Below are 26,000 nucleotides of genomic sequence, written 5' to 3'. Positions count from 1 at the left end.
CTAACGCTTTTTCAAAAGCGTAGACAATCATTCGCGTTCTTGTTTTAAATTTTTCTATTTTCATACTTTATTAACCGAGCACATCTTTTTGTCTGTTGGCATTGGTTGGCAACATCATTTCACAGCTTATATCACAACTTTGGAGGAAAAACAGTGATATATCCTTTTAAACTTATGATTTTTATGGTTTTGGGCGAAGTCTTTTGAAGAAAAAGCACTACTGCTTAAGTATTTTGTACACACTATTCCTTGAAATTCCTAACTGAGTAGCAACTGCTGACTTGTTGTGGCATTTATTGTACAAAGTGATTACCTTTTGTTTTAAATCCTCTGATAACGGTTTTCTTCCTTTGTACTTTCCTTGCTTCTTTGCATTTGCAATTCCTTCAAGTTGTCGCTCTCTTCGGATACTAAGTTCAAACTCGGCAAATACGGCCAGCATGTCGAGGAAGGCTTTTCCTGATGCTGTGTCAGTTGATATTGGTTGTTCTAATGCGTGTAGAGAGATGCTGTTTTGTTTTAAGTGCTGAATGAGTTGTTGAAGATCAAGTACGGAGCGGGCTATCCGGTCAATACGTGTTATGACAAGGGTATCGTCAGCACGGAGAAAATCCAACAACTGTTGAAACCCTAGGCGATGTGTTGAGGACGCACTGGCCTTGTCACTGAAAACTTTGATACAACCAGCCTCATTAAGCTTATCGATTTGAATAGACAGTGATTGATCTTCGGTTGATACGCGGGCATAGCCAACTTTCGACATAGAAAATGCTCAAATAGGCTCTAGACTTAATGAGCATAGTGTTGATTTTTACGGTTTACCACCCTAAATGAACATACTGATTTCTATATGCGGATTGTTCATTTAACTTATACCTTAGTTGAACAATGGAGGTCGTGTGAATTTTCGAGATCCTAAACTTGTCCTTGTGAAGAACTTTCGGGGTAATACAAAGTCATTTTTTCAAGTGAGCCACTTAACCAACCAAGAGGTAGTGCTGAAGGATGTTGAAAGTGGTGGTAAGTTTACATTCCCTAAAAAGCAACTCGAGTCTTTCCTACAGCATGGTAAATTGAAAGCAACTAGCATTGATGAGCTGCCTCCATGTTTGTTTGAGCAACCGGTTACCAGAAGACAAACTATAACGAAAAAGAAGAGTGATGATCTTGCTCATCATGAGATGGAGAGACGTTATCAATATGTCACTGGTGTAATCGAGGCTGGACTGCCTGCTTACACTGAAAAATGGTTAGCCCCATACATAGAGATGCGGTCGACTGAAATTGATGATGGAAAACCACCATCTTGGCGTGCATTATCACGATGGATGAAGCTTTATATTGAGAGTGGCTGGGAGAAGAAATCGTTACTTTCAGGTCATTCAGAAAAAGGTAATAGGACAGTGAGATTGCCCCAGGAGCTGGATGATTTGGTCAATAATGTAGTCCGTGATTATACAAGAACACATGCCGTTATTAGGTTTACTAAAGCATATAATGAATTTCTTGAGAGGCTTTCAGAGTTGAATAAAGAGCGACTTGCTAACGGGCTAGATGAACTTAAACCATGCAGTTATAGGACGTTTCGTAATCGATTTCGTCATTAGTTTAGTATGTCTTAACTAGAGTATACTAAGAGAATACCATTCATAAACTTCTGTAAAATAAGAATATATTGGGTTTTAGTATAGTGGTGACTATCAATTTATAAAGCGGTGCAAGCAACACGTTTGCCAAATCAAATCAATCTCTTACCTGCGAAATCACTCAAATCATAGTCTAGGTGATCCACTTTATGTGTATTACTTGAGGCTGCTATGACAACAGATCTCTGGTTATCCCCGCACGGCAAAAGAGCAGGTGATTAAGCTGCTGGCTTTCGCGCAGTCATTACAGACTCCTTCTACATCTACATTTCCCAGCTTGTACAATGTTCCTTCGTCACCTGTCACTATTAACGCCTGACTATCTCTCCAAATACCTTAAGTACTACATTGAGACTAAGGCTTGGCGTTGCTGTGAGCGTGAATTGCTGACTATCAGGCGGTTTGTCGGCAGGGGGATACTGACAGAATGCCGTGCTCTCTTCAAAGTAAGGGCTTTGGTTATATTTGGCGCGTCCGCAGCGGGCCAAGATATTATGTCTTGACTCGCTGTGGACTGATTATTGGGCTTTTTATAGCTTGGGTAAAAGCTGCTGGATGTAAAACCCGATAATAGTGCCCACGGTCAGAAAAAACAGTAATCCGCTGATCATGCATTCAGCCTTGGCCGGCTGCTCTTTTCTCGAACCTCGCTTGGCGGATTTTGTCTGCCGTTGTTTTACCGGCTCGGAATGAGTCTGCGTACTAGTGCTCATGGGTGATATCCTTAATGGCTATGTCCAGGTTCTTGCTTTGCCCTTTACGAAGCTGCTTGAGGGTCTTTGCCCGCATTTCCACACTGTAATTTAAGAAACGGCCCAGCGGGCAGAGTGTCCGGCACCAGAAATCGCTGACGATAAAGGCACCAAAGATGCTCAGCGGCAGTATGTACCACTGAATACCAATCCCATCGAGCGAGAATAGCATCGAGAATGGCTCATAAGAGCCGATGGCTGGCGTGCGTGATAGAAAGATCAGCATCAGCGACAGCCAGAGCAGGGTATTGGTCCACAGCTTCAGGCGCTTTTTCAGCCAGGGATAAAACGCCATGTTTAGTCTGCTTAGCTTGTGCAGCCAACGTTGGATTTGGTGGAACGGGCAGAGCTGGGTGCAGTAGACATTCCGGCCCAAAAACAGGATAGAGCCCAGAGAGCCAGCCAGCATGATGTACCATAGCAAGTGTTGTTGCGGTGATGGAATATAGCCGAGCAGCAAGGAGCCGATCATGGTAATCGACAGCGCCGAGTTGAGGTAATAACCAATCAAGACTACCGAGCTGGTTGCCAGGATTTGACCGTAGCGCTTTTGCCATTGCCGCGGTACTTGTTTATTGAGCAATGCGGCGGCAAACAGCAGTACAGCCAGCAGCTCTTTATGGCCGGCACTAAATTCAGTCTGTTGCCAGTGAGGCGGCAACGAGTAGTGGCTTGCCGCGTTGTGAGCAGCCTCCCGAATAGCGGTTGTCATTCCGCGCGAGGAAAGGGTGGCGCCGCTCAGGCCGTCAATATCCCGGCCCAGCAGGAAATCCTGGTTTAGCAGCTGGTGGTTGAACTGGCGGTAGAAGCGCCCTTGATCGAAGCGCTTGATATAAGCCGGTGTTTCTTTGTGATCGAGCAGTTCGGTGGCTGTAATACGTCCTTTTTCATTGGCTTCAACCGCCAGCAGCATCGGACCGCCGTAGCCTTGAGCCTGTCCAAGGCTGATATGACGGGTTACTTCTCCCTGTCTCAATTGATATTGCTCGCCCTGGGCTGTATCTATACGGGTTATTGCAAAGCCGGGGTAGGCTTGCTCTAATCGCTGCTGGTAGTCAGGCTGCTGCCAGAGTAGGCCAATAACAAAGGCAGCGGCCAGTGAGGCCCAGCTGGCAATACGCAACCAAGGGAGGCTTTTCTGTTTTGCGCGAGAACGTCGGCGTGACTGTGAAAGTCCCTGAGACATAGACTTCTCCAAAATAGATCGGCGACCTCTGGCTGCTATGCCGAGGCCGCCGGATTGATATGACGACGATTACGATTTAGCGCAGGGCTGGATGAAGTTTCGCCAGGTAAGCACGGCCAGGATTAGGGCCGGTAGACCAAAACAGAGTAATCCCATCGCGCCGGATTGAGGCTCTCCTTCGGCAAAGGAAGCCCAGGACCAGCCGACACAGATCCAGCCAAGACCGAATGTGCCCAGCAGGCCTAAGTTGGCCATCAGCCCTAGCGGATAAGTACGTCGCAAGTGCAAATATCCCCACAGGGCAGCGGTGGTTGCCATCCCCATCAAGTACCACATTAATCCAATCATGAGTCTCTCCCTTTAGGTGAAATCGCCGTCAATACCGCTGCGCCAGAACTTAATCACGGCTTGCTCGTCATTGACGTTGCCGTAGCCGAACAGAATATCTGCCTGTTTCATCATGGTATGCACCACACCGCTGGTGACGGCGTTGGAAGCATCAATCAATCTGTGGTGCCAAAAGTCAGGTTTGTTCCATGGACATGCAGTAATACAGACGCCGCAGTCACCGCCGTTCTCAGACCAGAATTTGAAACATTTTTTTGAATCGGTATAGAACTTGCGCATGCCCGACAAGCCTTGCCAGTTGTATTTAGGATCGTCGCAACCGGGATAGGTCGGCCCCATAGATGGCTTGTCATCCATACTGATTGCCTGGGACGGGCAGGATTCTGCGCACCGCTTACAGTGCTCACAAAACTCCATAATGCCGAAATTACGCGGTTTGTCGTAAGTGACATCGTCCAGCTCAAGGTCGGTATAAACTTTGGAGATACGTACCCGCGGCCCCAGGGTTGGCGCAATCAGGGTACCGTTACGGGCACCTTCCCCCAGACCGGCAGCAATGGCGTAAGCAACTGAGTTGCCCATGTCATTGCCCGAGCCGACGGCCTGGTAACCTAATCCTCTGAGGAACTTGGCCATAGCACCGGCCTGAATCGTGTTATTGGTATATCCCATAGCCGCGGTCGCAGAGGCTGGGATCATCGGTGCTGTTGCCATAGGCTCATAGTCCATGTCCGTAAGCATCACGATCACGCTTTTAGGCTCGAACGGAAAATCTTCTTCCCAGGTTAGGGTCTTTTCTTGGGTCACATCGTATAAAGGATCATAGTCCCAGCGCTTGTCACGTCGACATACCCCGACTCTGACAGCACCGAATGTCTTGGCTGCTGTTTTAATCGCACTGATCATTTCAACGGAATCTTTGAAAGGGTATTTTTCGTGATGGAGGTCGGACTGATCCCAGCTCAATGTGCCACTGTTAGGCACGCCGGTTGACTGCAAGGGAGCCAGATTATTCATGCCGTACCAGCATGCTTGCTCCAGCGAGTAATCTAACTGGGTGTAACCTACTCGGTCGTTATCGGCCCGTTCATGCGCGGTGGCAAAATTAATCATGTGATTTTGGAAGTTGAACGGCTTTTCTCCCGGCTGAATTGGGCCGGCCGTCTCTTCGCCAAAGGTCAGGTTGCGCTCCGGGTACTGCTTGGCTAATTTGGGGCTCATGCCAAAGGTGAGAAGAACATCACGTTGATCCATAGAACGATAATCCGGCGACACTTCCACCGGAAACTCGTCTTGTACAACCCCGTCTACTCGGTGTTTGACCCAGGTTCCCGCTCCTGCAACGGCGCTGACTCCGGCAATGGTTCCTGCGCCGATTTTTAATAATTGGCGACGCTTCTCGTCGACTATCTGCTTGTCTTGCTCGCTCATGTTCACCCTTACAAATTGTGCAATTGGTTCGAAGCCAAAAACGAAAAATGTTGGGGCAAAGCATATATGTGTCGCTACTTCGGTATATACCTCTTTGTTTAGAATCCGATCTTCTAAAAAATGCAAGGTGGCGGTCAGACGGTGATTTATTCGTAAAATTGCCGTTGTTGAAGCTGTGCAAACTCCTCCTGAAAAAAATTGAGTACCACACGTACTCTGTGCGGTAGGAAGTGGCGGCCGGGGTAAAGTCCCCAGGTGGTGAAACGGGTGGCATATTGGCCGTTAAACATTAATTTCAACCGGCCTTCTTTAAGATGCTCTCCGCACAGATGCGGGGGTACCCAGATGACACCCAAGCCGTGTACGGCGGTTGAGATGCAGAGCTGAAGCGTTTCAGATTCAAGCGGTCCTTTGACCTCAAGGCGGTGAGATTTATTGTTTTCGCTCCATAGCCATATATTGGCCGGATGGGCGCCTTTTGCCGACAGCAGGCATGGGTAATCTTCCAGTTGTTTCGGGTGAGTCAGTTCGGGATGTCTGGCGATAAAATCCGGACTGGCGACAAATCCCCGCTCAAGGGTTAACAGCGGACGTCCAACCATCGAGCTGTCCGGCGGGTTTTCATTGCTGGTATAAATGACCAGATCAGCTTGCATATCCATTGGGTTTTGCCGGCTTTGGTAGGAGATAAACTTTACCTGCAAGGCAGGATAGCGCTGTAGAAGCTTCGTCAGAGCCTCGCTCCAGAACATATCGATGAAATCCAGCGGTGCCGCGACGGTGACTATCCCTTCCGGCTGGCCCTGCATTTGACCGACACTGAGCAGCAAAGCTTCGACTTCGGCCAGGATCTTCTGGCTTCTTTCCATTAACTCTATACCGGCATCGGTTAGCGAGAGAGGCCGGGTATTGCGCCTGATCAAGCTAGTGCCCAACTGCTGCTCCAGTTGGGTGATATGGCGACTGACTTTGGACTCCTGAATACCCAAGGCTTTGGCCGCCGCACTCTGGCTTCCGTATTTTACCACTATGGTAAATAAGGCGAGATCTTCTGTTTTCATGGCAACTTAGCGTAATGTTCAAATTCACAATTATCATCAGGTTTTATTGTAAAAATGCAACCTGACGTATCAAATACTCATACGCCTTGCACAGAAAAGGTAGAAAAACAGACTCAATAAAGATGGTACACGTCATGTTGTAATTATTGACCGACTTACTTTTCTCTGTTGGAAAAATCGTTATTCACTGAAATTAAAATGTGGATGACATTGTGTAAGTAGAGTAGGGATGATAAATATGAATACAAAATCAAGAGGTGTCTGGTAAAAATGTTTAGCATCCCTCTATACTGAACTAAATACATTTATTCAATTCGCTGTAATAGTGAGTTGGCTCGTTAGACTATTTTTGAATTTATACGTTGTGTAAGATGGCTGGTTTGCTCTTTTTTCAAAGAGAGGCGAGAAATCGCCCTGGCGTTTGATTTGTATACTTTACGAAGAATGCAATAAAAGCACTACTACTAGAAAATTCCAGCATCTGAGCCACAGTGCTGACAGAATGCTTTGCTGCGAGCAGTTCCATTGCTTTCATTAAGCGCCATTGTTGTCGCCATGATTGGTAATTTAAGCCTGTTTCTCGCAGGAAGATTCTGCCAATGGTTTTACTGCTCGCACCTATAGTATTTTCAATTTCAGTTAGTTTAGGGGGTAGTAAGTTCTTATTAATCATTTCCATTAGCGGCTCGATTCTTCTATCTTGCGGTAGCATTAGTTTTATTGAGTGCTGCAATGCCGTGTTTAATTCTTCCTTGAAGACGGCCATTAACGAAAACTGTTCTTTATATGGCTTATCCCATGGCCAATGGGCCATTGTATCAATGATTTCTCGAAGTAATGGTGTAACAGTAATGACTATCACTTTATCTGGAAGTGATAAACCTTCTTTTAAAAAAAGAGAGCGGAGTTCGACTTCATTTTGAGTCGATGTCTTGTGCTTGGTCTGTGCTGGAATCCAAATCGCACAACCTTGCGGTATAAAGTAACGGCACTGACTGATTTCAATGACAATCCATCCGTTTTTTGCAAGCAGTAACTGATGTTTAGAGTGTTGATGCCAACCTGAATTGAAGTTTACCAATTTAGCCGCAATACCAATGAACGGAGTATGAATTAAATCAGAATTGAAGTTATTTATGTTTTTAATATACATATTCTGTACTCAGCCTGCAGACTTGGAGGTTACACAAGATTGAAAGTATGCTTAGTGTCTGTATTGAGTAATTTATAGGTGGGAGCAATTTATGTCTCTGTCATTTTACGCCAATTTATGATGGTTACGCACAGGATATACACTCGGACTCATGTGCATGTTGTGGTTTATTATCCTAATGAAAAGCGTAAATGATGGCTATGTTGTTATTTTATGAGACTTACCTGTCAAAATGTTGGTGAAAGAATGATGGGGCGTGCCCCGTATGTTTTTTGAATGCTCTGGTGAAGTTTGAAGGATCGCTATAGCCGAGTTTTGTTGCAATATGCTCGATACTCATATCTTGTTCAAGATAGCTTTTCGCTCTTTTGAATTTAAGTTGCTTGGTGATAGTTTGGAAGCTGGAACCTTGGCTTTTTAAGATCCTTTGTAAACTTCTTTGCGAGCAACCAAAGACTTCAGACAAGAATGGTAAGCTTAGATCCCTATGCTCAATAAACGTTTCCGTCGCCATGATAAGCCTTTCAAATGACGTTGGATCAGTCGCAGCGCTTAGTTGGCTGAGCGCTATTTTCTCGGCAATATCATCAAGCTTAATGTTAACCGGTATGCAGCCATAACTCTGGTTCGTGTAAACTTTTAGGGAGCTTGTCATTTGGGTGATGCCATGCGGAGGTGCTAATGGCGAGACAAAATACAATGCTTCAGGTTTCCAATCATGCCCAAGAAAGCTTTTAAGTACATTAAGTAGTGTAAGTGTTCGAAAATATTCTGTTTGTTCAGGGCCAAGCGCATGATAAGGGATTTGTCCTTTATGGCATATATAGCAGATATCGTTATTATAAGTGAGCCACAATTTGAAATGAGACCCTTGTAGCGTTTGATTTTTTGATAGAAATAAAAACAAATCAAAAAAACTTTCTGCTTTTGGAATGTTAGCTGCAACGGTAGGATGGATGCTGGGATATCCTTGTAGTTTCGAAGCGGTTATCCCGATATTGTCAATTCTTGTTTTTACAGATACATCATTAATAATATTACATAAATAAAAAGAAGGAATGTAATTGTCGGGACGAATAAGTTGTGGATTAAGGCCATAACCCTTCAATAAATCATATTGATTAAAACCTGACTCCTCATAGTAGCCTAAGAATGGCAATAATATAATAGAATTTGTTAGAGGTAATTCTGTGGCTTTTCTGAGCATTTGCTTTGTTTTATTGTTGTGAGCAATTTTTTAGAATAATGGATAATTCATTAAAGTCAATGAAACTGTCGATGAAATCTATACGCAAGATGTTTCTATCTATACATGAAACATCTTGCGCATAATTTTGCTTTATAGGTTTCCCTCTAAACTTTTATTAAAGTTTCCTTCTTACCTAAGTGTCAATATGCATATTTAAGTGCGTGCTTTATTTGTAAGCTTATGCGGATGTGTCCGATTTTTGTTATTTATTGTCTTGTTTCATGTAGTTGGTGATATTTGCTGCCTGTAAAATTAGGCACCTTAATCAAACATAATTTGATTTACATATTTTAAATTATACAAAAAGGTAAACTCATGAGGGTGAAGGCTCTGGTCTTGGCTGCAGCTTTGTTGCCAACAACTTCTTTTGCACAAACGTATATTGGTTTTTCGGTAGGTCAAGGACAATTCAGAGGGACTGAATTGAATGCTTCTGGCTATGGTCAAACGGCTATGGATATTGAAGTCGATATCGATAAAAGCAGCCTTGCGGGTAGCTTGTACGCTGGCTACCAATTTAATCCATTCTTTGCGGTTGAACTGACGGCAGGTGGAATTGACGCCATCAGTGTGGATTCTGTGTCTGTTGGCAGGATGATGTATGTCGCGGCAGCGCCCAAAGTAAGTTACCCAATAGCTAGAAATTTTCAAGTTTTTGGAAAATGGGGTATTGCACAGTTTTCAGCCGAGACAATCATTAATACAGGTTATTGGGGAGATTACACTACTGATGATAGTGTGACTTCGCAAATGTTCTCACTTGGCGCTGAATATGCGTTGAATAACTCTGCTGCTGTGCGTGTAAGTTGGGATTACTTAAGACCAGAGCTAGATCTTGGAACTTATAATGGCATTAGTGCCAATGTGGCGACAGATATTCATATCCTTTCCGTCGGCTTGAATTATCACTTTTAAACTCATTTTTTCACATCAAATAATACCAGTTCGATTTTGTAATTTTAGTTAGTTTAAAATTTTAGGAGTTAAAATGAAAAGGTTTAGTATTGTTGGTAGCATTTTGTTAGTGCTTTTAACCTCTGGCTGTGGCAGTGAGGATAATGGATCTTCTAGTTCCAGTAGTTCTGTTGACTTTATCAGTTCAAGCAGTTCCAGAGAATCATTTATTGGGAATGGAATATATAATGATGAAGGGCTCAGCTTTATGCTAGTCGATTCAACTCGGGCTAATAATAATGTGCTTCTTGCAGACCTTGATAACGGTGATTTTTATGTTGTAGATAATAGTGTTACTACCACTGATACACAAATGATAACTCAAGGTCTGACTTATTCTGAAAACGATAACATTTTTAGAGATGAGAACTTTGTCGCAACAGCGAATTTTACCTCTGACTCAGTTACGATTACCGCACAATCAGAAAATGAAAATTTTGTTTATTCCATGGATAGGACTGAAGATTCTTTGCCTTTAGAGCAAATTGTAGGTACACATACAAATCCAGATGATGGAAGTACCTGGGAAATTAACGAAGATGGATCGTTTGTTCTTAACGGCGGCTGTTCAATTTCAGGTAATATAAAGCGTCAAGGAGCATATTATAATATTGAACGTGCTTCTGCTGTGTCATGTGCGAACTCTGCAGAAAATGGCAGTTACTATGGTGCATTGGTTACACTAAATATTGCAGATAACTATTACTTGTTTGGTATCTTTGCCAACCAGACATCCTTGCTTGTGACCTCTTTTCCTCAAAACTAGCTAATCACTAAAAGATTATTCAGGGTTGTATCAACCACCCTGGATGTCTGTACGATTCCCTTCCTGATTAACCATAAACTGCTATGCATATGTTGTGCTATGGTGGCTAATTCATAAGACTTTTCATCACTTACACTCGTAATGAGAACTCATCTCCAACTTTCATCGCAGATGGCATATATCATAATTATGATAAACAACAAGCTGCGTTCATGTGAGCTCATGTGAAAGTAATAAGCATGATCCCTTTATGGAGTATGGTTAATGATTGTCACGAAAACTGCTTTAATTAATCAGAGGTTAACCAAATTAAAAATCAATTCAGGTTGGACAAAAAATTCTTATGAACATGCAACAAAAGCAGTGGTACGAAGAACTATTTGAAAACTACGGCAAGCAGTATGATAAAGAATGCTTTACTCAAGGGACTTTAGGCGAGTGTGACTTTCTTGAGCAAGAGTTAGCGCACAACAAGCAGCGACGGATCCTCGATATCGGTTGTGGTACTGGCCGTCATGCCATTGAGCTGACCAAACGCGGTTACAGCAATGTGAGAGGAGTAGATCTCTCCGAGTCTCAAATTGCTCGCGCTAAAGAGAAAGCCTCTGCCGAACAGTTAGATATTGACTTCAGGGTTGCCGATGCACGTAACTTACCGTTTGAGAAGGAGTTTGATCTCATCATTATGTTGTGTGAAGGCGGCTTTCCGCTGATGGAAACAGACGAAATGAACTTTGAGATCCTGCAGAATGCGAGAGATGCGCTGGCCGAAGGTGGTAAGCTGATCTTTACGACGCTTAATGGGCTTTTCCCCATTTTTAATTCTGTCCAAGAGTTTATGAAGGAACAGAAAGAAGAGGGTAATGCGAGTTGTGATAAGCTGAAATTCAATCTTATGACATTTCGTGAAACAGCCGAAGTAACAGCAGTTGACGATAACGGAAAAGAGAAGGTGCTACAGACGAACGAGCGTTGGTATATGCCTGTTGAAATTAGCTGGTTGCTTAAAACTCTCGGTTTCACGCAGATTGAGATTTTTGCCGCTCATCTCGGTGACTTCTCCCGCGAACATGCGTTGACTATCAATGATTTTGAAATGCTAGTGATTGCAAATTAATTGCTGACTTCAAGATGTGGTTAAAAGCAGGTAAGACATATTATTAGCCTGCTTTTTATATATCCAATAAAAATGGATTTGTTTTACCGGCTATTAGAGGGGGAAATAAGGAATAAATCACTGATGAATGTGTCATTTTAGTTTTGTAATAAAATCATAAATATATCTATTGTGAAGTGAGCCGAATAATTATAAATATATAGCCCTCTAAATAATGAACACGTTTATAATTCATCAAAGTTGTTGCAGAGGTGGATTATGATGTATAGGAATATGTTTTGTTTATTTGGTATTCTTGGGCTTGCTGCTTGTGGCGGTGGTGGTAGTGACTCAGGAACTACTTCAGCGGGTAATAGCTTACAAGACCCATACTCTTCTAATAGTTCAGACTATCAACCTTCACAGTTACGTAGTTCTTTTATTTATTCCAACTCGACCATAACGGGAATGGGTTCGCCACAAAATGCGACGACTATTGTCGGTAAATTAACTTATGAGCGTAACTCTGAGCGAGATGTATATCTCACAGGGGAGGACCGTTTTGTTATTTTAGTTGATGGCGTTGAAGTCCTGCCAGAAATGTCTGGAAGTAGTTACTATACATTCAATGTGTCTGAATATGGAAATAACTACGAGATTACTTGGTATCGAGGTGATGATGTTATCGCTCAGAGCTCATTTGATTTTGTCCCTCAAGCTTTTGATATAACATCAACGTATGATGGCAGCGCAATGAATTATACTTGGTCAGAGCAGAGCAATCACATATATACCTTTGTTTATCCATCACTGTATTGTACAAAAGGGAATCAATCTTTCAACATGAGTTACTCGCCCACAGATGATTGGAGAGACAATGTCGTTGAGGGAGGGAGTCTGTCGCTAGAATTAGACGCCGCATTTAATACCAGCGAATCAACCCTGCGAAGTCAATATGATAGTTGTGATTCTACGATGGATATTATTGCGACCCGTTCGGATATGACCTTAGTAAATAGTAGTCCTAATATGACTGTTAGTGTTTGGGCTATGACAACGGATACTCAAAATATTTTTTGAATTTAGCACTGAACTCAGAAAACTTATATTAAGCCAAGAAACGAATGGTTTAGTTGGACAAATTAGTATCTGATGCCTTTTGTAAAAGAACGATTTAAAGCCACCTGCTATTCAGGTGGCTTTTTACGCTAGCCTGGCGATCTAATTGAGCCTATGCTTTTGACCAGCTGCGGATTTTTTTTATCTCCTCTGCATCGATGCTTAGCGATTCCAGGAATTCTTGATGAGCATCTGGCTCCATTTTTTCGAATTGTCTGTGCCAATTTTTCATATCTTGTTCATTAAGACCCGCGGCTTTCATAATTTCGACCCAACGTGCTTTAGTTACCATGTTTTGCTCCAGTAATGCTGGTTGTTCTAACAGCATGACAATAGCTTTTTGCTGCTGACGCAATTTTTGTATCTCTTGTTCGAGAGAGTTAAATTGATCACGCAAAATGTGCTCTTGTGCCATATCATCATGACGGTCGAGAAGAGGTTCTATGTTTGTAATCGACACCCCAAAAGAACGATAAGCAAGGATTGTTTCCAGTCGCTTAATTTCTTTATCGCCGTACCACCGGTAACCATTCTCGGACCTACAGGTAGGTAGAAGTAACCCTGCACGCTCGTAATAGAGGATAGTAGTTCGTGATATATGATAGTTTTTCGCCAGTTGAGTGACAGTAAGCATAGGTTGCTCTCTTCTATAACTGAGACTAGATTTTCAACCCTAGACCTGTAGACGGGTCAACATTAAGTTAGAAGAAATTTGTTCGAGAATAAATACCGAGCTTGATAGAGGTAGCAATAAATAGGGGCGTATTATGGAAGTGGAGCCGTTAAATCCAATGAATGACCATCGGTAGAGTATGTTAATCAATGCCGCGAGCTGGAGGCTGAGCGAGACTTCAAGTCGACCTGTTGCCAGGTGAATGGAAGTTGGTACTTACTCTATCTGCTATTCCTACGGTAACTACAGCGATGCAAAAAAGGGCAGTTAGACTGCGCATAGGGCGAAGTGGGAGGAAGATTGTTGTCACTACGCGTGGGGGATCTTGTCAAACTTTTGACCTCCGTCACTCTATTTGACTTAAATATTGATAAAACGCATAGTCCTTTGAGAGGTTAATGCATAATGTCTCTGATGTTCCGATTTATTCAAGTTAAAGGTTACAAATATGTCTGATGTACCAGTGTCTGTTGCAAAGGTTGCTGAAGTGGCTCAGCCGGTGGCTGAATCTTCAGGTTCAATCTGGGGGTACGTAGCAGGTGGTGTTGCCGTACTGATTCTTGCTGGTATTTACGGCTATAAGAAACTCAACACACCGACATTTATCATCAATCAGGTTAGAAAGAAAAACCTGAAGGAAATGCAGAAGCAGGGCGTAGAAAACTCTGAATTTATGGTTGATTTGGACAAACTGCTAGATTCTGTCCTGGAGTATGCCAACAAGCACAACAAAACTGGCGGTGATGTTGTCAAAATCATTAGTCCGCTAAACGATACGGCACGTATTAAAACACCGCGTGATATGTATCAGTCAATGATTTATATCGCTAATGAAATGCACGATACTTCATTGGCTCGTGAATTGAAGAATAAGTCCAAGCAAGTGAAAGCAAGCTCATCGTTGATGAACGGTTTGTTGAAGCGCGCGGGTATTTAATCTGACATCAGAACCAAGCTGCGTGATACCTCATGCCGCTTGGTTCACTTCCAACTGTTTGAATTTATTTGCCTAAGATACTTTCGTAGCCTAGCTTTGTTAGAGAAAATAACAAAAAGGTTTGGGCTATGAATCGCTGTAACTTCAAGACGTTGCTGCTTCCTTGTTTATATTGTTCCCCCCTTGTTTTTTCAACGCTTGTCGTTGCTGCAGACTGGCGCATGACGGTCGGTGGCCATGATTTTATTGTCGAGCAGGCTGACTCTCATACCTTTGGCGTCGGCGTCGGTTTTTTTATTTCTCACACTACCGACTCCAAGATATTGTTGGCAGGGCGTGTTAATACCTATTTCGACAACGATAACGACGAGCTGGATCCTGACCATATTCCCATTTGGTTCCAATCTGATTTTTTAGCCCAGGGTTTACTTTCAAGATTTACCCAACAACTCGTCGTGAACTGGTTCATTGGTATCGATGACAGACGTAATACAGTGAGCTCTGTCGAGCAGCAACAGACGTTTATGCCGGGCTTAGATCTCAGCTTTACCCACACGTCATACGTGATAGGAGCCAAAGCCTCTGCGGGTTACTATTCTTTGGAAATCGATGATGATGTCCCCAAAACACGCGGCTATAGTCGCAGCGAATTGTGCAATGAAACATCGGCGGCTTCTCTTGCAGCCTATATTCGTACCGGTTTAAGCAATGACGTTGATTTAAGCCTTTCCGCACAGCAGTGGCATGACGGTGATGATTGGTTGGAGAATCAGTATGAACTAGCTGTTGTGTACAATAGCAGCCGCTGGGTGAGCGGGAGTCGGTTTGTTGTTGATATTGTGCATACGGAATATAACCTGGATCCTTACGATAATATGGCGAAAGGTTCGGCCGGTTATCAGCCTATTTTGCCTTGGGACAACGATACTTTTGTCCGTGTTTATCTCGATTTCCCTTTGAGTTGGTAAGCATATCTCATCATCACACATTACCAAGTCCATAAAGAGAAACTCTTACTGACCGAGGGGGAAGGAGATCAATAAGAGTTTCGAGGTAGCTTAGGTCTAGACTTTTAGCCCTTGCATCAGGCTTTCCAATACATCGGCCTGCTGGTTGAGGCGCTGGATCTCATTAGCTGACTGCGTCACCATGTCAGCAACTTTGCGGGATTGTTCGCGAACCTGCTCGACGTCAGAAGCAATACTGTCGGCAACCGCTCCTTGCTCTTCTGCCGCCGCGGCAATTTCGATACTGCGACCTGCAATATACTGGTTCTTTTCTGCTATTTGACCAATGTCCTCACTGACTGAGTTCATCATCTGGGCACTGGATTCAGCATTGCTGACTGTCTGGTGCATGACAGTCATCAGGCCCTGGCTGTTGCTCTGCAGTGCCTCAATCATTTTCTGGATCTCAACCGTCGCATTCTGGGTACGGCCTGCCAGGGTGCGAACCTCGTCAGCAACAACCGCAAAGCCTCGGCCTTGTTCACCAGCGCGTGCGGCTTCGATTGCAGCGTTGAGTGCCAGCAGATTGGTTTGCTCCGAGATGGCATTAATGGTGGTAACCACGTCATCAATTTGTGCAGCATTGCTGTCTAACTCTGCGACAGCCTCGGCGGCGGAATTGATTTCTGTGCCTAGCAGATTAATTGCTTCGAGGGTGTTGTTTACCTGTGCCTGACCTTGGCTGGTTACTTGAGTCGCGTCGCTCGTCTGGCTAGAGGTATCTTGGGCGTGGCTGGCAACTTCACGAACAGAGCTTGCCATTTGCTCGGTGGCACTGGCCAGCGAGTCAATGCGCTCTTGCTGTTGGTGAGTGAGGCCTTCATTTTCATTACTGCGTTGGCGAAGTTCCGAACTGATTTGCTGGATTAACGCAATCGCTTCCTGCGTGGCTTTTACCAGCTGATGTTCTCGTTCGGAAACGCGATCCACGGTGCGAGCGATCAGGTTAAAGTCATTGCGTGCTGGGGCATGGTTAATTCGGTAGGTAAGATCACCATCGGCCAGACGGGTAACAGCATCATAGATGTTATATAGAGCACCGCCCATAAAGGTCATGATGTAGTACAGGCACATAATGATAAACAGGCATGCGGCCACAGCGATGGCCGAGTGGCTGAGCGTGAGTGCAGAAAGCAGACTAGGTTGCTCAGCGGTCGTTAGGCTATAGCTAGCGTTTGCAACCTGGGTGGTATGGATGCCACCGCTACCAATTTGAATACTGCTATCGGCCAGAATACGGCTAACCTCATTCTGGCTTAAGTTTGACTGTGCAATGAGGCTGGCAACGGTTTCCATCTCTTGCTTAATTAACTGGTTTTGCTGATCGTTTGCAGCATCTATCAAGGTCGCACTGACAATAATGATGGCTAGAAGCGGAGCAAAGAAGAGAATTAAAAAATTCTCTCTGATGGTTACATTTATCAGATGCTTATCTATCCAACGGAATGCAATTTCTTTCATTGTTTTTTCCCTGAGTGCTGCAAATGGTACAACTTGTAACGGTGAGCCGTATTATGAGTGAAAATGAAATCCAAATACGTTGAAGGGAGAGATCTACGTCACAGTCGGGACAATTGAAACGCCTGTCTGCCGAATACTTCATCACCTGAAAACGTGGATGAGCAAATGATTGCTTATCCATCACCCTGAGAGATAGCTCAATGGACTCGAGTTTCTTTTTCTTGCTAGAAATATCCCCAAAGGCTGGCCTGAGGGGATACTTGTTACCTAAAAGTGCTCTTGAGTGACCTTCCAACGCATTGCGTGACAGGCGCTTTCTTTTGGAAAGCGAGGAGGATGATGACATTCATACAATTAATTACTCCTTCGAGTTTGCTCTACCCGCCCACTTCTTGCCAATGATCAATATCGGTGCCAGGACGCCGATAGCGATAATGAACCACTGGAAGTTGTTGATCCCGACGATGGCACTGGTCTGAGTTTGTAACTGCTTGCCTAGCAACGTGGCCACTCGGGCCGGAGTCGGCTCTAGCATTCCATTTTGTAACAACTGAGCCAGGGTATTTTGGTAGTGGATAAAGGTTGTGCTGGTGGCGTTCACATTTTCGCCCAGTACATTAATGACACTTGAGGCCTCCAGGCTCATCAGTCGGGAGAACAGGGCAACTCCGGCCAGTCCGCCAAAGGTTCGGAACAGATAGAACCAGCTGATCCCCTGGGGCAGATGCTTCTTATCAAAACTGGACAGAATATAAATTGTCACCGTGACATTGAGAACACCAACCCCGAATCCGCGCAATATCAGTGCCGGCCACATATCACTTTGTCCGCTGTAGGTATTGCTGCCAGATAAAAATGCGCTGGAAATCAGGATCATTAGTACGCCAATGGGGATCACGGCATCCGGTTTCAAACGAGGATGGTTACAGATCCAGATACTGACAGCCAGGCCCAGCAGCATGGAGCCGAAAGCTGGAATCTGGATCCAACCCAGTTCACTGTGGCTGTACTTCAGCACACCAGCCAGGTAGCTGCTGATCAACATTGATGTACCTAGTACCGCAAAGCCAGCCAGTGCGCCGTTGTACATAGAGACGATATTTTTTCTTGAGCCAAGTACATCACTTCGTAAGTATTCACCTTGCCCCCACTGCTTTTGCATTGCGGCTACTGTGTACATAAGCAGGCCGCCGGTAATCAAGCAGGCTTCGATAATGACCGGGCTGTCGAACCAGTTATAAAACTGTCCACGCATTAGAATAAATACCACGCCTGCGATGGCTGCTGTTATTAGGCCTGCCTGGATCAGGTTGAACTTAACCATCTGCTTTTCGTCTTCATAAGGGATGGGGCGCAGCCAGAACCAGGCCAGCAGAACCAGGTAAAATATGATCTGAACGGCAAAAGAAAATTGCCAAAGGCTGCTTTCGGCCAACTCGGCCAAAATCCATGGATACACTCCAAAAGGTAAAAGTGTAGTCATGAGCAGCATGCAGCCTTCGGCATAAGCGATGTCCCTGGCACTCAAGTTTCTTAGCACTAGTACCTGAGCGGCTACCAGCATCATGCTGGCCGTTAGGCCATGGCCGAACCAAGCCAGAAAGTGGGCAGCTTCTGTAATTGTGAAACTGCTGATCAGGGTGCTGGCAAGGCCGATGACAGCCCCTGAGATCAGCAGGCGAACCGCCCCTATGCGATAACTTAGCCAGGAGGCTAGGGGTAGCATAGCTAGCTGGGCGAAAATATAGAGGATGTTCAGCCATGATGCCTCGTCAGCCGAGAGCCCTAGGCTGCCGGCCATCTCGGCTGAGCTGGCATTGTAGATCGCCGACGTGATACCGAAGGGGACCATTGCCAGCGATACAAGCAAGATGAGTTCAGTACGCCGTGTCATGGTTAAATACCTGTGTGATGGGTGGCTAACTTGCTGTCAGTATGGACAATGACTTCGGCGGAAAGGCCAGGTACGATTTTCCCTTTCAGCTCTTCCGGAATGTCCAGCTCGATCTTGACCGGCACACGCTGCACCACCTTGACAAAGTTACCTGTCGAATTATCGGGAGGGAGCAGGCTGAACTGGGTGCCCGTTGACGGGGCGATGGTGTTAACGGTTCCGGTAAACGCTGCATCGGGAAACATATCCAGTTTTATTTCAACCTGCTGCCCCGGCAGGATATGCGTTAGCTGGGTCTCCTTGTAGTTGGCTTCGAGCCAAATATTGTCGACTGGTACGATAGCCAGAATGCCCGAACCGGCCTTGATGAATTTTCCTTCCTGCAGCGAGCGGTTACCCACCACACCACGGATCGGGGCAATGATTCTGGTATCTTCCAGAGCCAGCTGGCTCAACTCCAAACCGGCTTTGGCTTGCTGTTGCTGGGCTTGCAGTTGTGCTCGTTCGGTTTGCAGTGTTTTCAGCTGCTTCCGGGCTGCTGCCAGCTGGAGCCTGACTGCCTCTAGATTAGCCTTTGCATTGATCGCTTTGTTTTTTTGCAGATCAAATTTCGTTTTGCTGACGGCACCGGTACGCACCAACTTGGAATAGCGCTTGAGCTCTCTTTGCTGAAGATCGTTTTCGGCCTTCGCGACATTGAGGTAGGCCATCACTTCCTGGATCTTGACTTGCTGCAACTCAATCCGAGCCGAGTTGTTATCTATCGCGGCCAATGCCATCGCCAGGGCACCTTGAGCCTGATCGCGACGGGCAATGTAGTCGCGGTCATCAATGGTAGCCAGTAACTGTCCGGCTTCGACCAGTTGGTTGTCAGAGACGAATACTTTGGTTACCCGGCCCGAGGCTTCGGCACTGATCTGGGTGATTTCGCTGTGGGTGTAGGCATTGTCTGTTTTAACCTGGCCGGCTTTGGCTGCAAAGGTTCCATAGATTGCACACCCTGAAACCGCGAGAGTTAAGCAGATAATGCCTGCTTTTAATTTGGTATTCATATCGTATCTTCCCACAAGTCATCGTACTGTACTGGACGGTACGATAAGTGATCTGATACTAATAATTCAAGCTGTTTTTAAAACTAAAACATGATTTCCATCACCCGAAAGAGGAAAGTGAGGTGTAACATCTTGTTTTATAAAACGATAGATAAGCCGAACTGAAAATTGCATAGCGTGGCATGAGCTGGTCTAATGAAGGTCTGAAATGAGGTATAGAAATGCGTCCATCAACCCTGAAAAAACAGAAAAAGATCATTGAAACAGCCACCAAATTGTTTTTCGAGCAAGGCTACTCGGAAACCAGCCTGGATCAAATTATTGAACAATGTGGAGGCTCTAAGCAGACGCTCTATCGTTATTTTGGTGACAAGAAAGGCATCCTCGTTGAGGTGATCACCCACTGTACTGAAGAGATGGAAGCAGCTTTTCAGTTTGATTCCACCAGCGAAATTTCGCTGGAGGAGAAACTAAACCAGTTTGGCTACGAATATCTCAAAGCATTATGCAGTCCGGAACTGCTTAATATGTACCGTATTATCGTTACCGAATCACGTCATGACAAAGAGCTAGCTGAATATTTCTTATCGCGAGGCCCTCAGCATATGCACCACTTGCTGGTTGATTACCTGCAAAGCCAGGTTGAGCAGGGAAAGCTGAAAATTGAAGATCCCAAAGCAGCATGCTCGCAGTTACTTGGCGCGCTGAAGGGAGATTATTTCCATGAAGCTTTGGTCGGTATAGACACTCCACCCGAGCAGGAAATGAAGCAGCATGTTACTTATGCCGTGAAGTGTTTCTTACATGGCTACGTCGCGTAGGGCGTCAATTCCATTGCGAGTAGTCGCGGTTTATCTCGCCACTACTCCAAATCGTGGTCTACATTTCGGCCAATGCACATTTCCTGTTGTTCCAGCCACATTACGACCTTAATCGCTTATAACCTAATTGCTCTTAGCCTAATTGCATACTAAGTCTATACTGAAGTTATTAATCGATATTGCTATCAAAGGTAGCCTCTTAATTCACGGACTGACAATAACCTTAAGGATGAAGGTATGCGTAATTATATATTGGTGGCTGGGTTTTCAATCCTTGCAGTATTAAATACTGCAACGGCAGACGAAATCACCATATATAATTGGGAGGCCTACTTGGCGGAAGAGGTAATTGATACCTTTACGGAAGAAACAGGGCACACGGTATATCAAGTTTATTTTGATGATGATACTTACCGTAACTCAATTATTACTAGTGGTCGCGGTAACCAGTTTGATCTTGTGATGATTGATGCGGTAAGCCTTGATTTGTTTAGCCAAGAAAAGTTATTGCGGCCTTTATCTAGTCTTCCTCTAAAAAACATCGACAATAATGCTGAGCGATGGCGGAAAAGTTGTGGCGACTATGGTTTTCCATATAGCTGGGGGACGATTGGTATAGCGGTGCGCGGTTCGATAAGTGATGTTCCTATCTCATCATGGAAGCAATTTTTTTCCCCTCCAAGCGAACATCGCAAGCGTTTAGTTTTACACCGGGCCGTTGAAGATTTGCCGGCGATAGCTTTGCTGGCAAATAAGCAATTACCAAACAGTTCGGAGCCGCAAGAACTGAAGCAAGCTTTTCGCCTGATGCAGCAGCAACAAGAGTATGTGCTGGCGTATGAATACGGAATGTCATATGCCATCGACCATGGCCCAAATAGCCGAATGAGCATGACAATGGCGTATTCGGCTGACCTTGAAGAGATTATCAACCAAACAGGTCAGAAAGACTGGGAATATGTCGTTCCTCAAGAGGGGACTATGATATGGGTTGACTGCTTCGCCATGCCATTAGGCCGAGAGCCGAAGCCGGCCACACTCGCTTTTCTTGATTTTATTGCCCGGCCGGATATAGCCGCAAAAAATGCCGAACTGACATGGATTTCGACACCAATTCCTGCAGCGTACCAGCAGCTACCCGCTGAAATTCAGAATGATACAGAGCTATATCCTCCGAAAGAGGTCATGGTACGTAGCCATACTTTCCAGACGCTAACGAAATCTGGATTTAGCCTGCGCCGAAAAATGGTGTCAGCTCTGAAACTGGACTAACGGGTGATAGTTAATGAAGTTATCACAGCGAATTGATTGGATTCTTCTACCCATTATTACGCTTTTTTTTAGTCTTGCGGCTTGGCTTGCATTAGAAGCCGCCGAGGATCTCGCTGGAGATTACCTTCAGCGAAGATTGGATATTGAACTTCATGGTTTCAATAATGATCTATTACATCGCCAGCACCTGCTTCAGAGTAATTTGGATCAGATTCTTAACAGCCAGGAGCTTATCGACTTTGTAAACCGAAATCATAGTGTTGTACAAAACCTAGCACTTCAGGATCTGATAGAACGTGCTCGAGTAAAAGCCAGCACTGTGCTGCCATCACTTCATGCCATCCAAATTTTGGACGCCCAAGGTAAACTGCTGGTTTCAGCAAGTGGTACCGATCCTTTTGTTGAGCAGGAGGCTGAGCACATTCCTGCCGATATGCAATGGTGGGTCAATAAATCAACCATTACCCCTTCTCAATCAAGGCCTTTTATCAAGCGAGGTGAGGGCAATAGTTTATTACTTGGTGCTATTCAGCCTTTTTCACATCAATTATTGATGCTCGATGACTTGCGCAAGGTGGAGCCTGAGAGGTTGTTGTATGCCACGATTACTCTAGAAATTTATGAGGAGCGGGAATTAATAGGCAGGCTGCGGAATGAGCTCGGTATGGATTACCAACTGCTGATAGAGCCTGTTGGTGAGCAAGGTGTCGCCATAAATAGATTGCAAGCTAACAATACGGGCAGTGAGCGCCAGATTCAGGCCGTATCACAAACAGATCTTTATACGGCAACGCTGAGCCTTCCATGGAGTGCCATTAGCCAAGCTGTTCTGGAGTTATACCCTGTCGCCGCTTTCATCACAGTTATATTAACACTCTTGAGTTATCTATTTATTCGGATATTGATTGATTATCAAGTGATCAAACCTGTTTTAAAGTTAACCAATAAAGTAGAAATAGCACGTAAGCTGAGATCGGATCGCTTAGAAGCGTTACCCAGCAATGATGAAATTGCGATACTTAATAATGCTTATGTTGAGTTAATTTCGGATGTACATCGTCTTGCTTCTTATGACTCATTGACGGGGCTCGCTAACCGCCGAAGTTTCCTTTTTTCTCTTGAACAATGCCTAGCGCAATGTACCGAAAAGAATCATCAATTAGCGCTGTTGTATATTGATTTGGATAATTTCAAGCAAGTCAATGATACACACGGGCATGATATGGGAGACAAAGTGCTTTGCGAATTTAGTCTATGTATACAATCACTCGTCCGCAAAACAGACTCAATTTATCAGTTACGAAATAAGCAGGTTGCCAGGCTGGCAGGTGATGAGTTCGCAATTATTTTAAATGATATCCCACATATTGGAGCGGTTAGAAATATTGCTTGCCGCTTATTACAAATCTTCGAAGATGGCTTTGAAGTTAATGGTATTACTCATGACGTCAACGCCAGTATCGGTATAGCGATGGCACCGAGTGACGGGCTAGATAGTACAACGTTAATCCATAATGCTGATGCCGCCATGTATTGCTCGAAGCAGGAAGGGAAAGGGAAGTTTACTTTTTTCTCGCAGTCGATTGCCCGCCAGCTTGAAGAAAGGATGAGTATTGAAAATGCGCTTAGGCAATCGATTCAGAGTGAGGGAAGTTTCTATCTGGTGTTTATGCCGGTTTTTGAAACGGTATCTCGCAAGATTGTTGGGGCTGAAGTCTTATTGCGATGCGATCACCCTTTGCTAAATGAAGTTGGCCCCGAAAAATTTATTCCTGTCGCCGAGTCCAGTGGATTGATTAAGCAGATAGATCTTTGGGTGATCAACAGCGCCCTGAAAAGTCTCTCCGAACTTCAGGCGGAGTATGGAGACGGTATCCGGATCTATATTAACTTTTCCGCCCTGGAACTACACAATGACGTGTTCCCCGAATCAGTCAAGCAGTTGATTGATTGTTATCAAATAGAGCCCAACTTAATCGAGATGGAAGTGACAGAAACTTCCCTGATTGATAATGACCAGCAGAGTATTGACGTTTTACGTCGGCTTAAAGCCATTGGAGTGACGGTTGCGCTAGACGATTTTGGTACCGGGTATACGGCATTTAACCAGCTAAACAGCTATCCGGTCGACACGCTAAAAATTGATCGGTCATTTATCAGTTTGCTAAACCGTTCGAATTTAGAGAAAAGACCAATGGCAGATATCATTGTCGAACTAGCTCGTATTTTTGAACTACAAACAGTTGCTGAAGGTGTCGAGACCCTTGAGCAGTTAGAGCTAGTGACGGAGTTTGGTTGCCATTATGCCCAAGGTTATTATTTGTCTAAGCCTGTACCATTGACGACCTTCAAGACGTTACTTACTTCTTCACGGCAAAGGTTGCAATTGAATGCATAGCAGTGGTGCTATACCGCGCTATTTCGCATAGGCTCGACATGGAAATCATATGCCAGTATGTGCATTGTTTTTTATGTTCTTGTCGGAAATAGGTCATTGTTCCTATTATTCTTCCTCCCTATATCGGACTGCATTCGTGTGACCGACGTCAATATTTATTGAAAATGTCATTTTTGTCTTTGTTAAAATACCGGTTACATATCACAACAATTATTCGCAACTGTTACCATGGGGTTTTCGGCTTATTACATGGAAGCACGATGAGAGAAGTTGAGTTCAGAACCGTAGATCGCCTGTTTATTAAAATGTCGATCAACGACAAATTATGGGTATTGTTTATCGCCATTGCCGCTATTGTTACGGGTGTATCGGGTAGTCATTATTACTCGGCACTGGATCGTATTGAAGCGACGAGTATGCAGCGGGCTGAGGCACAGTTAGAGGCAACGGTCAGTACGGTTGCTGCTGCAGGGCTGAGCGGTGACATTCAGCGACAGGTACTGGACAAAAAGAATATTCAGTTAGTTTCTTATTCAGTAGAGTCATCACGTCAGAATGATGTGCTTACGGTATCGATGCCTATGCAGGGTGGGCAAGGGTATGCACTGCTGACTCAACCAGCAGGCAAAGTGGAAAAAGATGCCAAGCAGCAGGCCTTTTATCATTTTATGTATTCTTTGTTGACCTTGGCACCGATGGCGCTGATTTGTTATTGGTTAGCGACCTTCCTGGGTGGAGCCCTATGGGTGATGCACCAGGCAACACGTCGTATTGCCGATGGTGATTTGACGTCACGTCTTGGCTTCCATGTTGGCCGTGATGAGTTCGGTATTATCGGCCATGAGCTGGATCGTACGATGGATACTATCAGTGAACTGGTTGAAACGGTTAAAACCAGTTCGGCTACATTGCATACAACAGCTTCCACTTTCGGTCAGGAAGCCCAGAATGCCGAGCAGCAGATCAGCCAGCAGTATGCATCGGTAGACTCTGTCGCGACGGCAATGGAAGAGATGACAGCTTCAGCCAAGGACATTGCCAGTATTGCGGTGCAGACAACCGATCAGTTTGATGCTGATTCTGCCAAGTTGCAGCAGAGCAACGAGAAGGTGCAGAATGCCATTGTGGTGGTCACCAAGTTATCTGAGCAGTCGGATGCGGCATCGGCAACGGTAAATAGCCTGAACGAGAAAGCGACGGAAATCAACGATGTGATCACGACCATTAATGCGATTTCCGAGCAGACCAATCTATTGGCGTTGAATGCAGCAATAGAGGCGGCACGAGCTGGCGAGCAAGGCCGAGGCTTTGCGGTAGTTGCCGATGAGGTACGTACCCTGGCTGGACGCACTCAGCAGGCGACGGTTGAAATTCAGGCTATGATTGACAAGCTGCAGGCTGAAACCAATGGCATTTCGCAGATCACGGCTGAGACTTTAGAGCAGGCCTACCAGAGCCGTGAAATGATCACCGAAATTGGTACAGACGTAAATTACATTGCCGAGTCATCCAAGATGGTAATGGATATGAGTGCCCAGATCGCGACTGCTGCAGAGCAGCAGACGTCCGTTGCCAATGATATTGCCTCTGAGCTTCATGATATCCGTAACCAGTCGAATGTGATCCGCTCTGCAACTGAGCAGTCAGTGGCTAGCGTACATGAGCTATCTGATACTTCACAGGCACTGGGGCGTATTTTGGAAAAATACCGCACAGCGAATTAA

The 26,000-nt window shown here is 44.9% G+C and carries 23 protein-coding genes; 11 read left to right on the top strand and 12 right to left on the bottom strand.

Annotated features, from left to right (window positions below; genetic code table 11):
* Nucleotides 1-217 precede the first annotated feature (217 nt).
* Nucleotides 218-763 carry a recombinase family protein gene (locus MD588_RS02320; RefSeq protein WP_265695165.1) on the bottom strand — a complete coding sequence of 182 codons (546 nt, stop codon included), beginning with the start codon at nucleotides 761-763 and terminating at the stop codon, nucleotides 218-220.
* A gap of 136 nt (nucleotides 764-899) precedes the next feature.
* Here MD588_RS02320 and MD588_RS02315 point away from each other — a divergent pair, with 136 nt between their 5' ends.
* Complete coding sequence (locus MD588_RS02315) at nucleotides 900-1,607, top strand: hypothetical protein (RefSeq protein WP_265695164.1); 708 nt, start codon at nucleotides 900-902, stop codon at nucleotides 1,605-1,607.
* 569 nt (nucleotides 1,608-2,176) lie between these two features.
* Here MD588_RS02315 and MD588_RS02310 read toward each other — a convergent pair.
* The 7 genes from MD588_RS02310 to MD588_RS02280 form a co-directional block, all read right to left on the bottom strand.
* Nucleotides 2,177-2,359, bottom strand: a complete 183-nt coding sequence (locus tag MD588_RS02310) for a hypothetical protein (RefSeq protein WP_265695163.1) — start codon at nucleotides 2,357-2,359, stop codon at nucleotides 2,177-2,179.
* Nucleotides 2,349-3,584, bottom strand: coding sequence for an FMN-binding protein (locus MD588_RS02305; protein ID WP_265695162.1), 1,236 nt, complete (start codon nucleotides 3,582-3,584; stop codon nucleotides 2,349-2,351). The genes MD588_RS02310 and MD588_RS02305 overlap by 11 nt, the downstream gene beginning before the upstream one ends.
* A 69-nt stretch (nucleotides 3,585-3,653) precedes the next feature.
* Entirely contained in the window at nucleotides 3,654-3,932 is a 279-nt protein-coding gene (locus MD588_RS02300; RefSeq protein ID WP_265695161.1) for a tetrachloroethene dehalogenase, read from the bottom strand.
* 12 nt (nucleotides 3,933-3,944) lie between these two features.
* A complete protein-coding gene (locus MD588_RS02295; RefSeq protein WP_265695160.1) occupies nucleotides 3,945-5,363 on the bottom strand; it encodes a reductive dehalogenase in 1,419 nt (472 codons plus the stop codon).
* A 146-nt stretch (nucleotides 5,364-5,509) separates the two neighbouring features.
* Entirely contained in the window at nucleotides 5,510-6,424 is a 915-nt protein-coding gene (locus tag MD588_RS02290) for a LysR family transcriptional regulator (protein ID WP_265695159.1), read from the bottom strand.
* Nucleotides 6,425-6,815: 391 nt separating this feature from the next.
* A complete protein-coding gene (locus MD588_RS02285; RefSeq protein WP_265695158.1) occupies nucleotides 6,816-7,577 on the bottom strand; it encodes an AraC family transcriptional regulator in 762 nt (253 codons plus the stop codon).
* 220 nt (nucleotides 7,578-7,797) lie between these two features.
* The gene (locus tag MD588_RS02280) at nucleotides 7,798-8,784 is read right to left on the bottom strand and encodes a helix-turn-helix domain-containing protein (protein ID WP_265695157.1); all 987 of its coding nucleotides are present in this window, start codon (nucleotides 8,782-8,784) and stop codon (nucleotides 7,798-7,800) included.
* Nucleotides 8,785-9,141: 357 nt separating this feature from the next.
* On the opposite strand from MD588_RS02280, the gene MD588_RS02275 reads away from it, so the two are divergent.
* The 4 genes from MD588_RS02275 (at nucleotide 9,142) to MD588_RS02260 (ending at nucleotide 12,722) form a co-directional block, all read left to right on the top strand.
* Nucleotides 9,142-9,741: an outer membrane beta-barrel protein gene (locus MD588_RS02275; protein ID WP_265695156.1), complete on the top strand. Its 600-nt coding sequence runs from the start codon at nucleotides 9,142-9,144 to the stop codon at nucleotides 9,739-9,741.
* 73 nt (nucleotides 9,742-9,814) lie between these two features.
* On the top strand, nucleotides 9,815-10,546 hold the full coding sequence (locus tag MD588_RS02270) for a hypothetical protein (RefSeq protein WP_265695154.1): 732 nt from the start codon (nucleotides 9,815-9,817) through the stop codon (nucleotides 10,544-10,546).
* A gap of 343 nt (nucleotides 10,547-10,889) precedes the next feature.
* On the top strand, nucleotides 10,890-11,663 hold the full coding sequence (locus MD588_RS02265) for a class I SAM-dependent methyltransferase (RefSeq protein ID WP_265695153.1): 774 nt from the start codon (nucleotides 10,890-10,892) through the stop codon (nucleotides 11,661-11,663).
* Nucleotides 11,664-11,924: 261 nt separating this feature from the next.
* Nucleotides 11,925-12,722, top strand: a complete 798-nt coding sequence (locus MD588_RS02260; RefSeq protein ID WP_265695152.1) for a hypothetical protein — start codon at nucleotides 11,925-11,927, stop codon at nucleotides 12,720-12,722.
* Between the two features lie 151 nt (nucleotides 12,723-12,873).
* Here MD588_RS02260 and MD588_RS02255 read toward each other — a convergent pair whose 3' ends face one another.
* A complete protein-coding gene (locus tag MD588_RS02255; RefSeq protein WP_265695151.1) occupies nucleotides 12,874-13,395 on the bottom strand; it encodes a MerR family transcriptional regulator in 522 nt (173 codons plus the stop codon).
* 487 nt (nucleotides 13,396-13,882) lie between these two features.
* On the opposite strand from MD588_RS02255, the gene MD588_RS02250 reads away from it, so the two are divergent.
* Both MD588_RS02250 and MD588_RS02245 read left to right on the top strand, forming a co-directional pair.
* Nucleotides 13,883-14,371 carry a hypothetical protein gene (locus tag MD588_RS02250; RefSeq protein ID WP_265695149.1) on the top strand — a complete coding sequence of 163 codons (489 nt, stop codon included), beginning with the start codon at nucleotides 13,883-13,885 and terminating at the stop codon, nucleotides 14,369-14,371.
* A gap of 128 nt (nucleotides 14,372-14,499) precedes the next feature.
* Nucleotides 14,500-15,339 (top strand): hypothetical protein, encoded by an 840-nt coding sequence (locus MD588_RS02245; protein ID WP_265695148.1) that lies wholly within the window; start codon nucleotides 14,500-14,502, stop codon nucleotides 15,337-15,339.
* Nucleotides 15,340-15,435: 96 nt separating this feature from the next.
* On the opposite strand, the gene MD588_RS02240 is transcribed toward MD588_RS02245, so the two are convergent.
* From MD588_RS02240 to MD588_RS02230, 3 genes are all read right to left on the bottom strand, one after another.
* A complete protein-coding gene (locus MD588_RS02240; protein WP_265695146.1) occupies nucleotides 15,436-16,839 on the bottom strand; it encodes a methyl-accepting chemotaxis protein in 1,404 nt (467 codons plus the stop codon).
* 358 nt (nucleotides 16,840-17,197) lie between these two features.
* Nucleotides 17,198-18,733, bottom strand: coding sequence for an MFS transporter (locus tag MD588_RS02235; RefSeq protein WP_265695145.1), 1,536 nt, complete (start codon nucleotides 18,731-18,733; stop codon nucleotides 17,198-17,200).
* A gap of 2 nt (nucleotides 18,734-18,735) precedes the next feature.
* Nucleotides 18,736-19,785, bottom strand: a complete 1,050-nt coding sequence (locus MD588_RS02230) for an HlyD family secretion protein (protein ID WP_265695144.1) — start codon at nucleotides 19,783-19,785, stop codon at nucleotides 18,736-18,738.
* Nucleotides 19,786-20,006: 221 nt separating this feature from the next.
* Here MD588_RS02230 and MD588_RS02225 point away from each other — a divergent pair, with 221 nt between their 5' ends.
* The 4 genes from MD588_RS02225 to MD588_RS02210 all read left to right on the top strand — a co-directional run bounded on the left by MD588_RS02225 (nucleotide 20,007) and on the right by MD588_RS02210 (nucleotide 26,000).
* Nucleotides 20,007-20,606, top strand: coding sequence for a TetR/AcrR family transcriptional regulator (locus tag MD588_RS02225; RefSeq protein WP_265695142.1), 600 nt, complete (start codon nucleotides 20,007-20,009; stop codon nucleotides 20,604-20,606).
* 237 nt (nucleotides 20,607-20,843) lie between these two features.
* Entirely contained in the window at nucleotides 20,844-21,878 is a 1,035-nt protein-coding gene (locus MD588_RS02220; RefSeq protein ID WP_265695140.1) for a polyamine ABC transporter substrate-binding protein, read from the top strand.
* Nucleotides 21,879-21,891: 13 nt separating this feature from the next.
* On the top strand, nucleotides 21,892-24,276 hold the full coding sequence (locus MD588_RS02215) for a putative bifunctional diguanylate cyclase/phosphodiesterase (protein WP_265695139.1): 2,385 nt from the start codon (nucleotides 21,892-21,894) through the stop codon (nucleotides 24,274-24,276).
* Between the two features lie 260 nt (nucleotides 24,277-24,536).
* On the top strand, nucleotides 24,537-26,000 hold the full coding sequence (locus MD588_RS02210) for a methyl-accepting chemotaxis protein (RefSeq protein ID WP_265695138.1): 1,464 nt from the start codon (nucleotides 24,537-24,539) through the stop codon (nucleotides 25,998-26,000).

Source organism: Photobacterium obscurum (assembly GCF_026191635.1).
Classification (GTDB): domain Bacteria; phylum Pseudomonadota; class Gammaproteobacteria; order Enterobacterales; family Vibrionaceae; genus Photobacterium; species Photobacterium obscurum.
Note: the sequence above shows the minus strand (reverse complement) of the source record. Positions and strands in the feature narration are given on the sequence as shown.

Bases quoted from the DNA above. Each gene is read 5' to 3' on its own strand.
- MD588_RS02310 (WP_265695163.1), bottom strand. From the start codon at position 2,359: ATGAGCACTAGTACGCAGACTCATTCCGAGCCGGTAAAACAACGGCAG.
- MD588_RS02275 (WP_265695156.1), top strand. From the start codon at position 9,142: ATGAGGGTGAAGGCTCTGGTCTTGGCTGCAGCTTTGTTGCCAACAACT.
- MD588_RS02240 (WP_265695146.1), bottom strand. From the start codon at position 16,839: ATGAAAGAAATTGCATTCCGTTGGATAGATAAGCATCTGATAAATGTA.
- MD588_RS02215 (WP_265695139.1), top strand. From the start codon at position 21,892: ATGAAGTTATCACAGCGAATTGATTGGATTCTTCTACCCATTATTACG.
- MD588_RS02320 (WP_265695165.1), bottom strand. From the start codon at position 763: ATGTCGAAAGTTGGCTATGCCCGCGTATCAACCGAAGATCAATCACTG.
- MD588_RS02225 (WP_265695142.1), top strand. From the start codon at position 20,007: ATGCGTCCATCAACCCTGAAAAAACAGAAAAAGATCATTGAAACAGCC.
- MD588_RS02290 (WP_265695159.1), bottom strand. From the start codon at position 6,424: ATGAAAACAGAAGATCTCGCCTTATTTACCATAGTGGTAAAATACGGA.
- MD588_RS02220 (WP_265695140.1), top strand. From the start codon at position 20,844: ATGCGTAATTATATATTGGTGGCTGGGTTTTCAATCCTTGCAGTATTA.
- MD588_RS02245 (WP_265695148.1), top strand. From the start codon at position 14,500: ATGAATCGCTGTAACTTCAAGACGTTGCTGCTTCCTTGTTTATATTGT.
- MD588_RS02280 (WP_265695157.1), bottom strand. From the start codon at position 8,784: ATGCTCAGAAAAGCCACAGAATTACCTCTAACAAATTCTATTATATTA.
- MD588_RS02255 (WP_265695151.1), bottom strand. From the start codon at position 13,395: ATGCTTACTGTCACTCAACTGGCGAAAAACTATCATATATCACGAACT.
- MD588_RS02235 (WP_265695145.1), bottom strand. From the start codon at position 18,733: ATGACACGGCGTACTGAACTCATCTTGCTTGTATCGCTGGCAATGGTC.
- MD588_RS02295 (WP_265695160.1), bottom strand. From the start codon at position 5,363: ATGAGCGAGCAAGACAAGCAGATAGTCGACGAGAAGCGTCGCCAATTA.
- MD588_RS02285 (WP_265695158.1), bottom strand. From the start codon at position 7,577: ATGTATATTAAAAACATAAATAACTTCAATTCTGATTTAATTCATACT.
- MD588_RS02270 (WP_265695154.1), top strand. From the start codon at position 9,815: ATGAAAAGGTTTAGTATTGTTGGTAGCATTTTGTTAGTGCTTTTAACC.
- MD588_RS02265 (WP_265695153.1), top strand. From the start codon at position 10,890: ATGAACATGCAACAAAAGCAGTGGTACGAAGAACTATTTGAAAACTAC.
- MD588_RS02305 (WP_265695162.1), bottom strand. From the start codon at position 3,584: ATGTCTCAGGGACTTTCACAGTCACGCCGACGTTCTCGCGCAAAACAG.
- MD588_RS02250 (WP_265695149.1), top strand. From the start codon at position 13,883: ATGTCTGATGTACCAGTGTCTGTTGCAAAGGTTGCTGAAGTGGCTCAG.
- MD588_RS02300 (WP_265695161.1), bottom strand. From the start codon at position 3,932: ATGATTGGATTAATGTGGTACTTGATGGGGATGGCAACCACCGCTGCC.
- MD588_RS02230 (WP_265695144.1), bottom strand. From the start codon at position 19,785: ATGAATACCAAATTAAAAGCAGGCATTATCTGCTTAACTCTCGCGGTT.
- MD588_RS02260 (WP_265695152.1), top strand. From the start codon at position 11,925: ATGTATAGGAATATGTTTTGTTTATTTGGTATTCTTGGGCTTGCTGCT.
- MD588_RS02210 (WP_265695138.1), top strand. From the start codon at position 24,537: ATGAGAGAAGTTGAGTTCAGAACCGTAGATCGCCTGTTTATTAAAATG.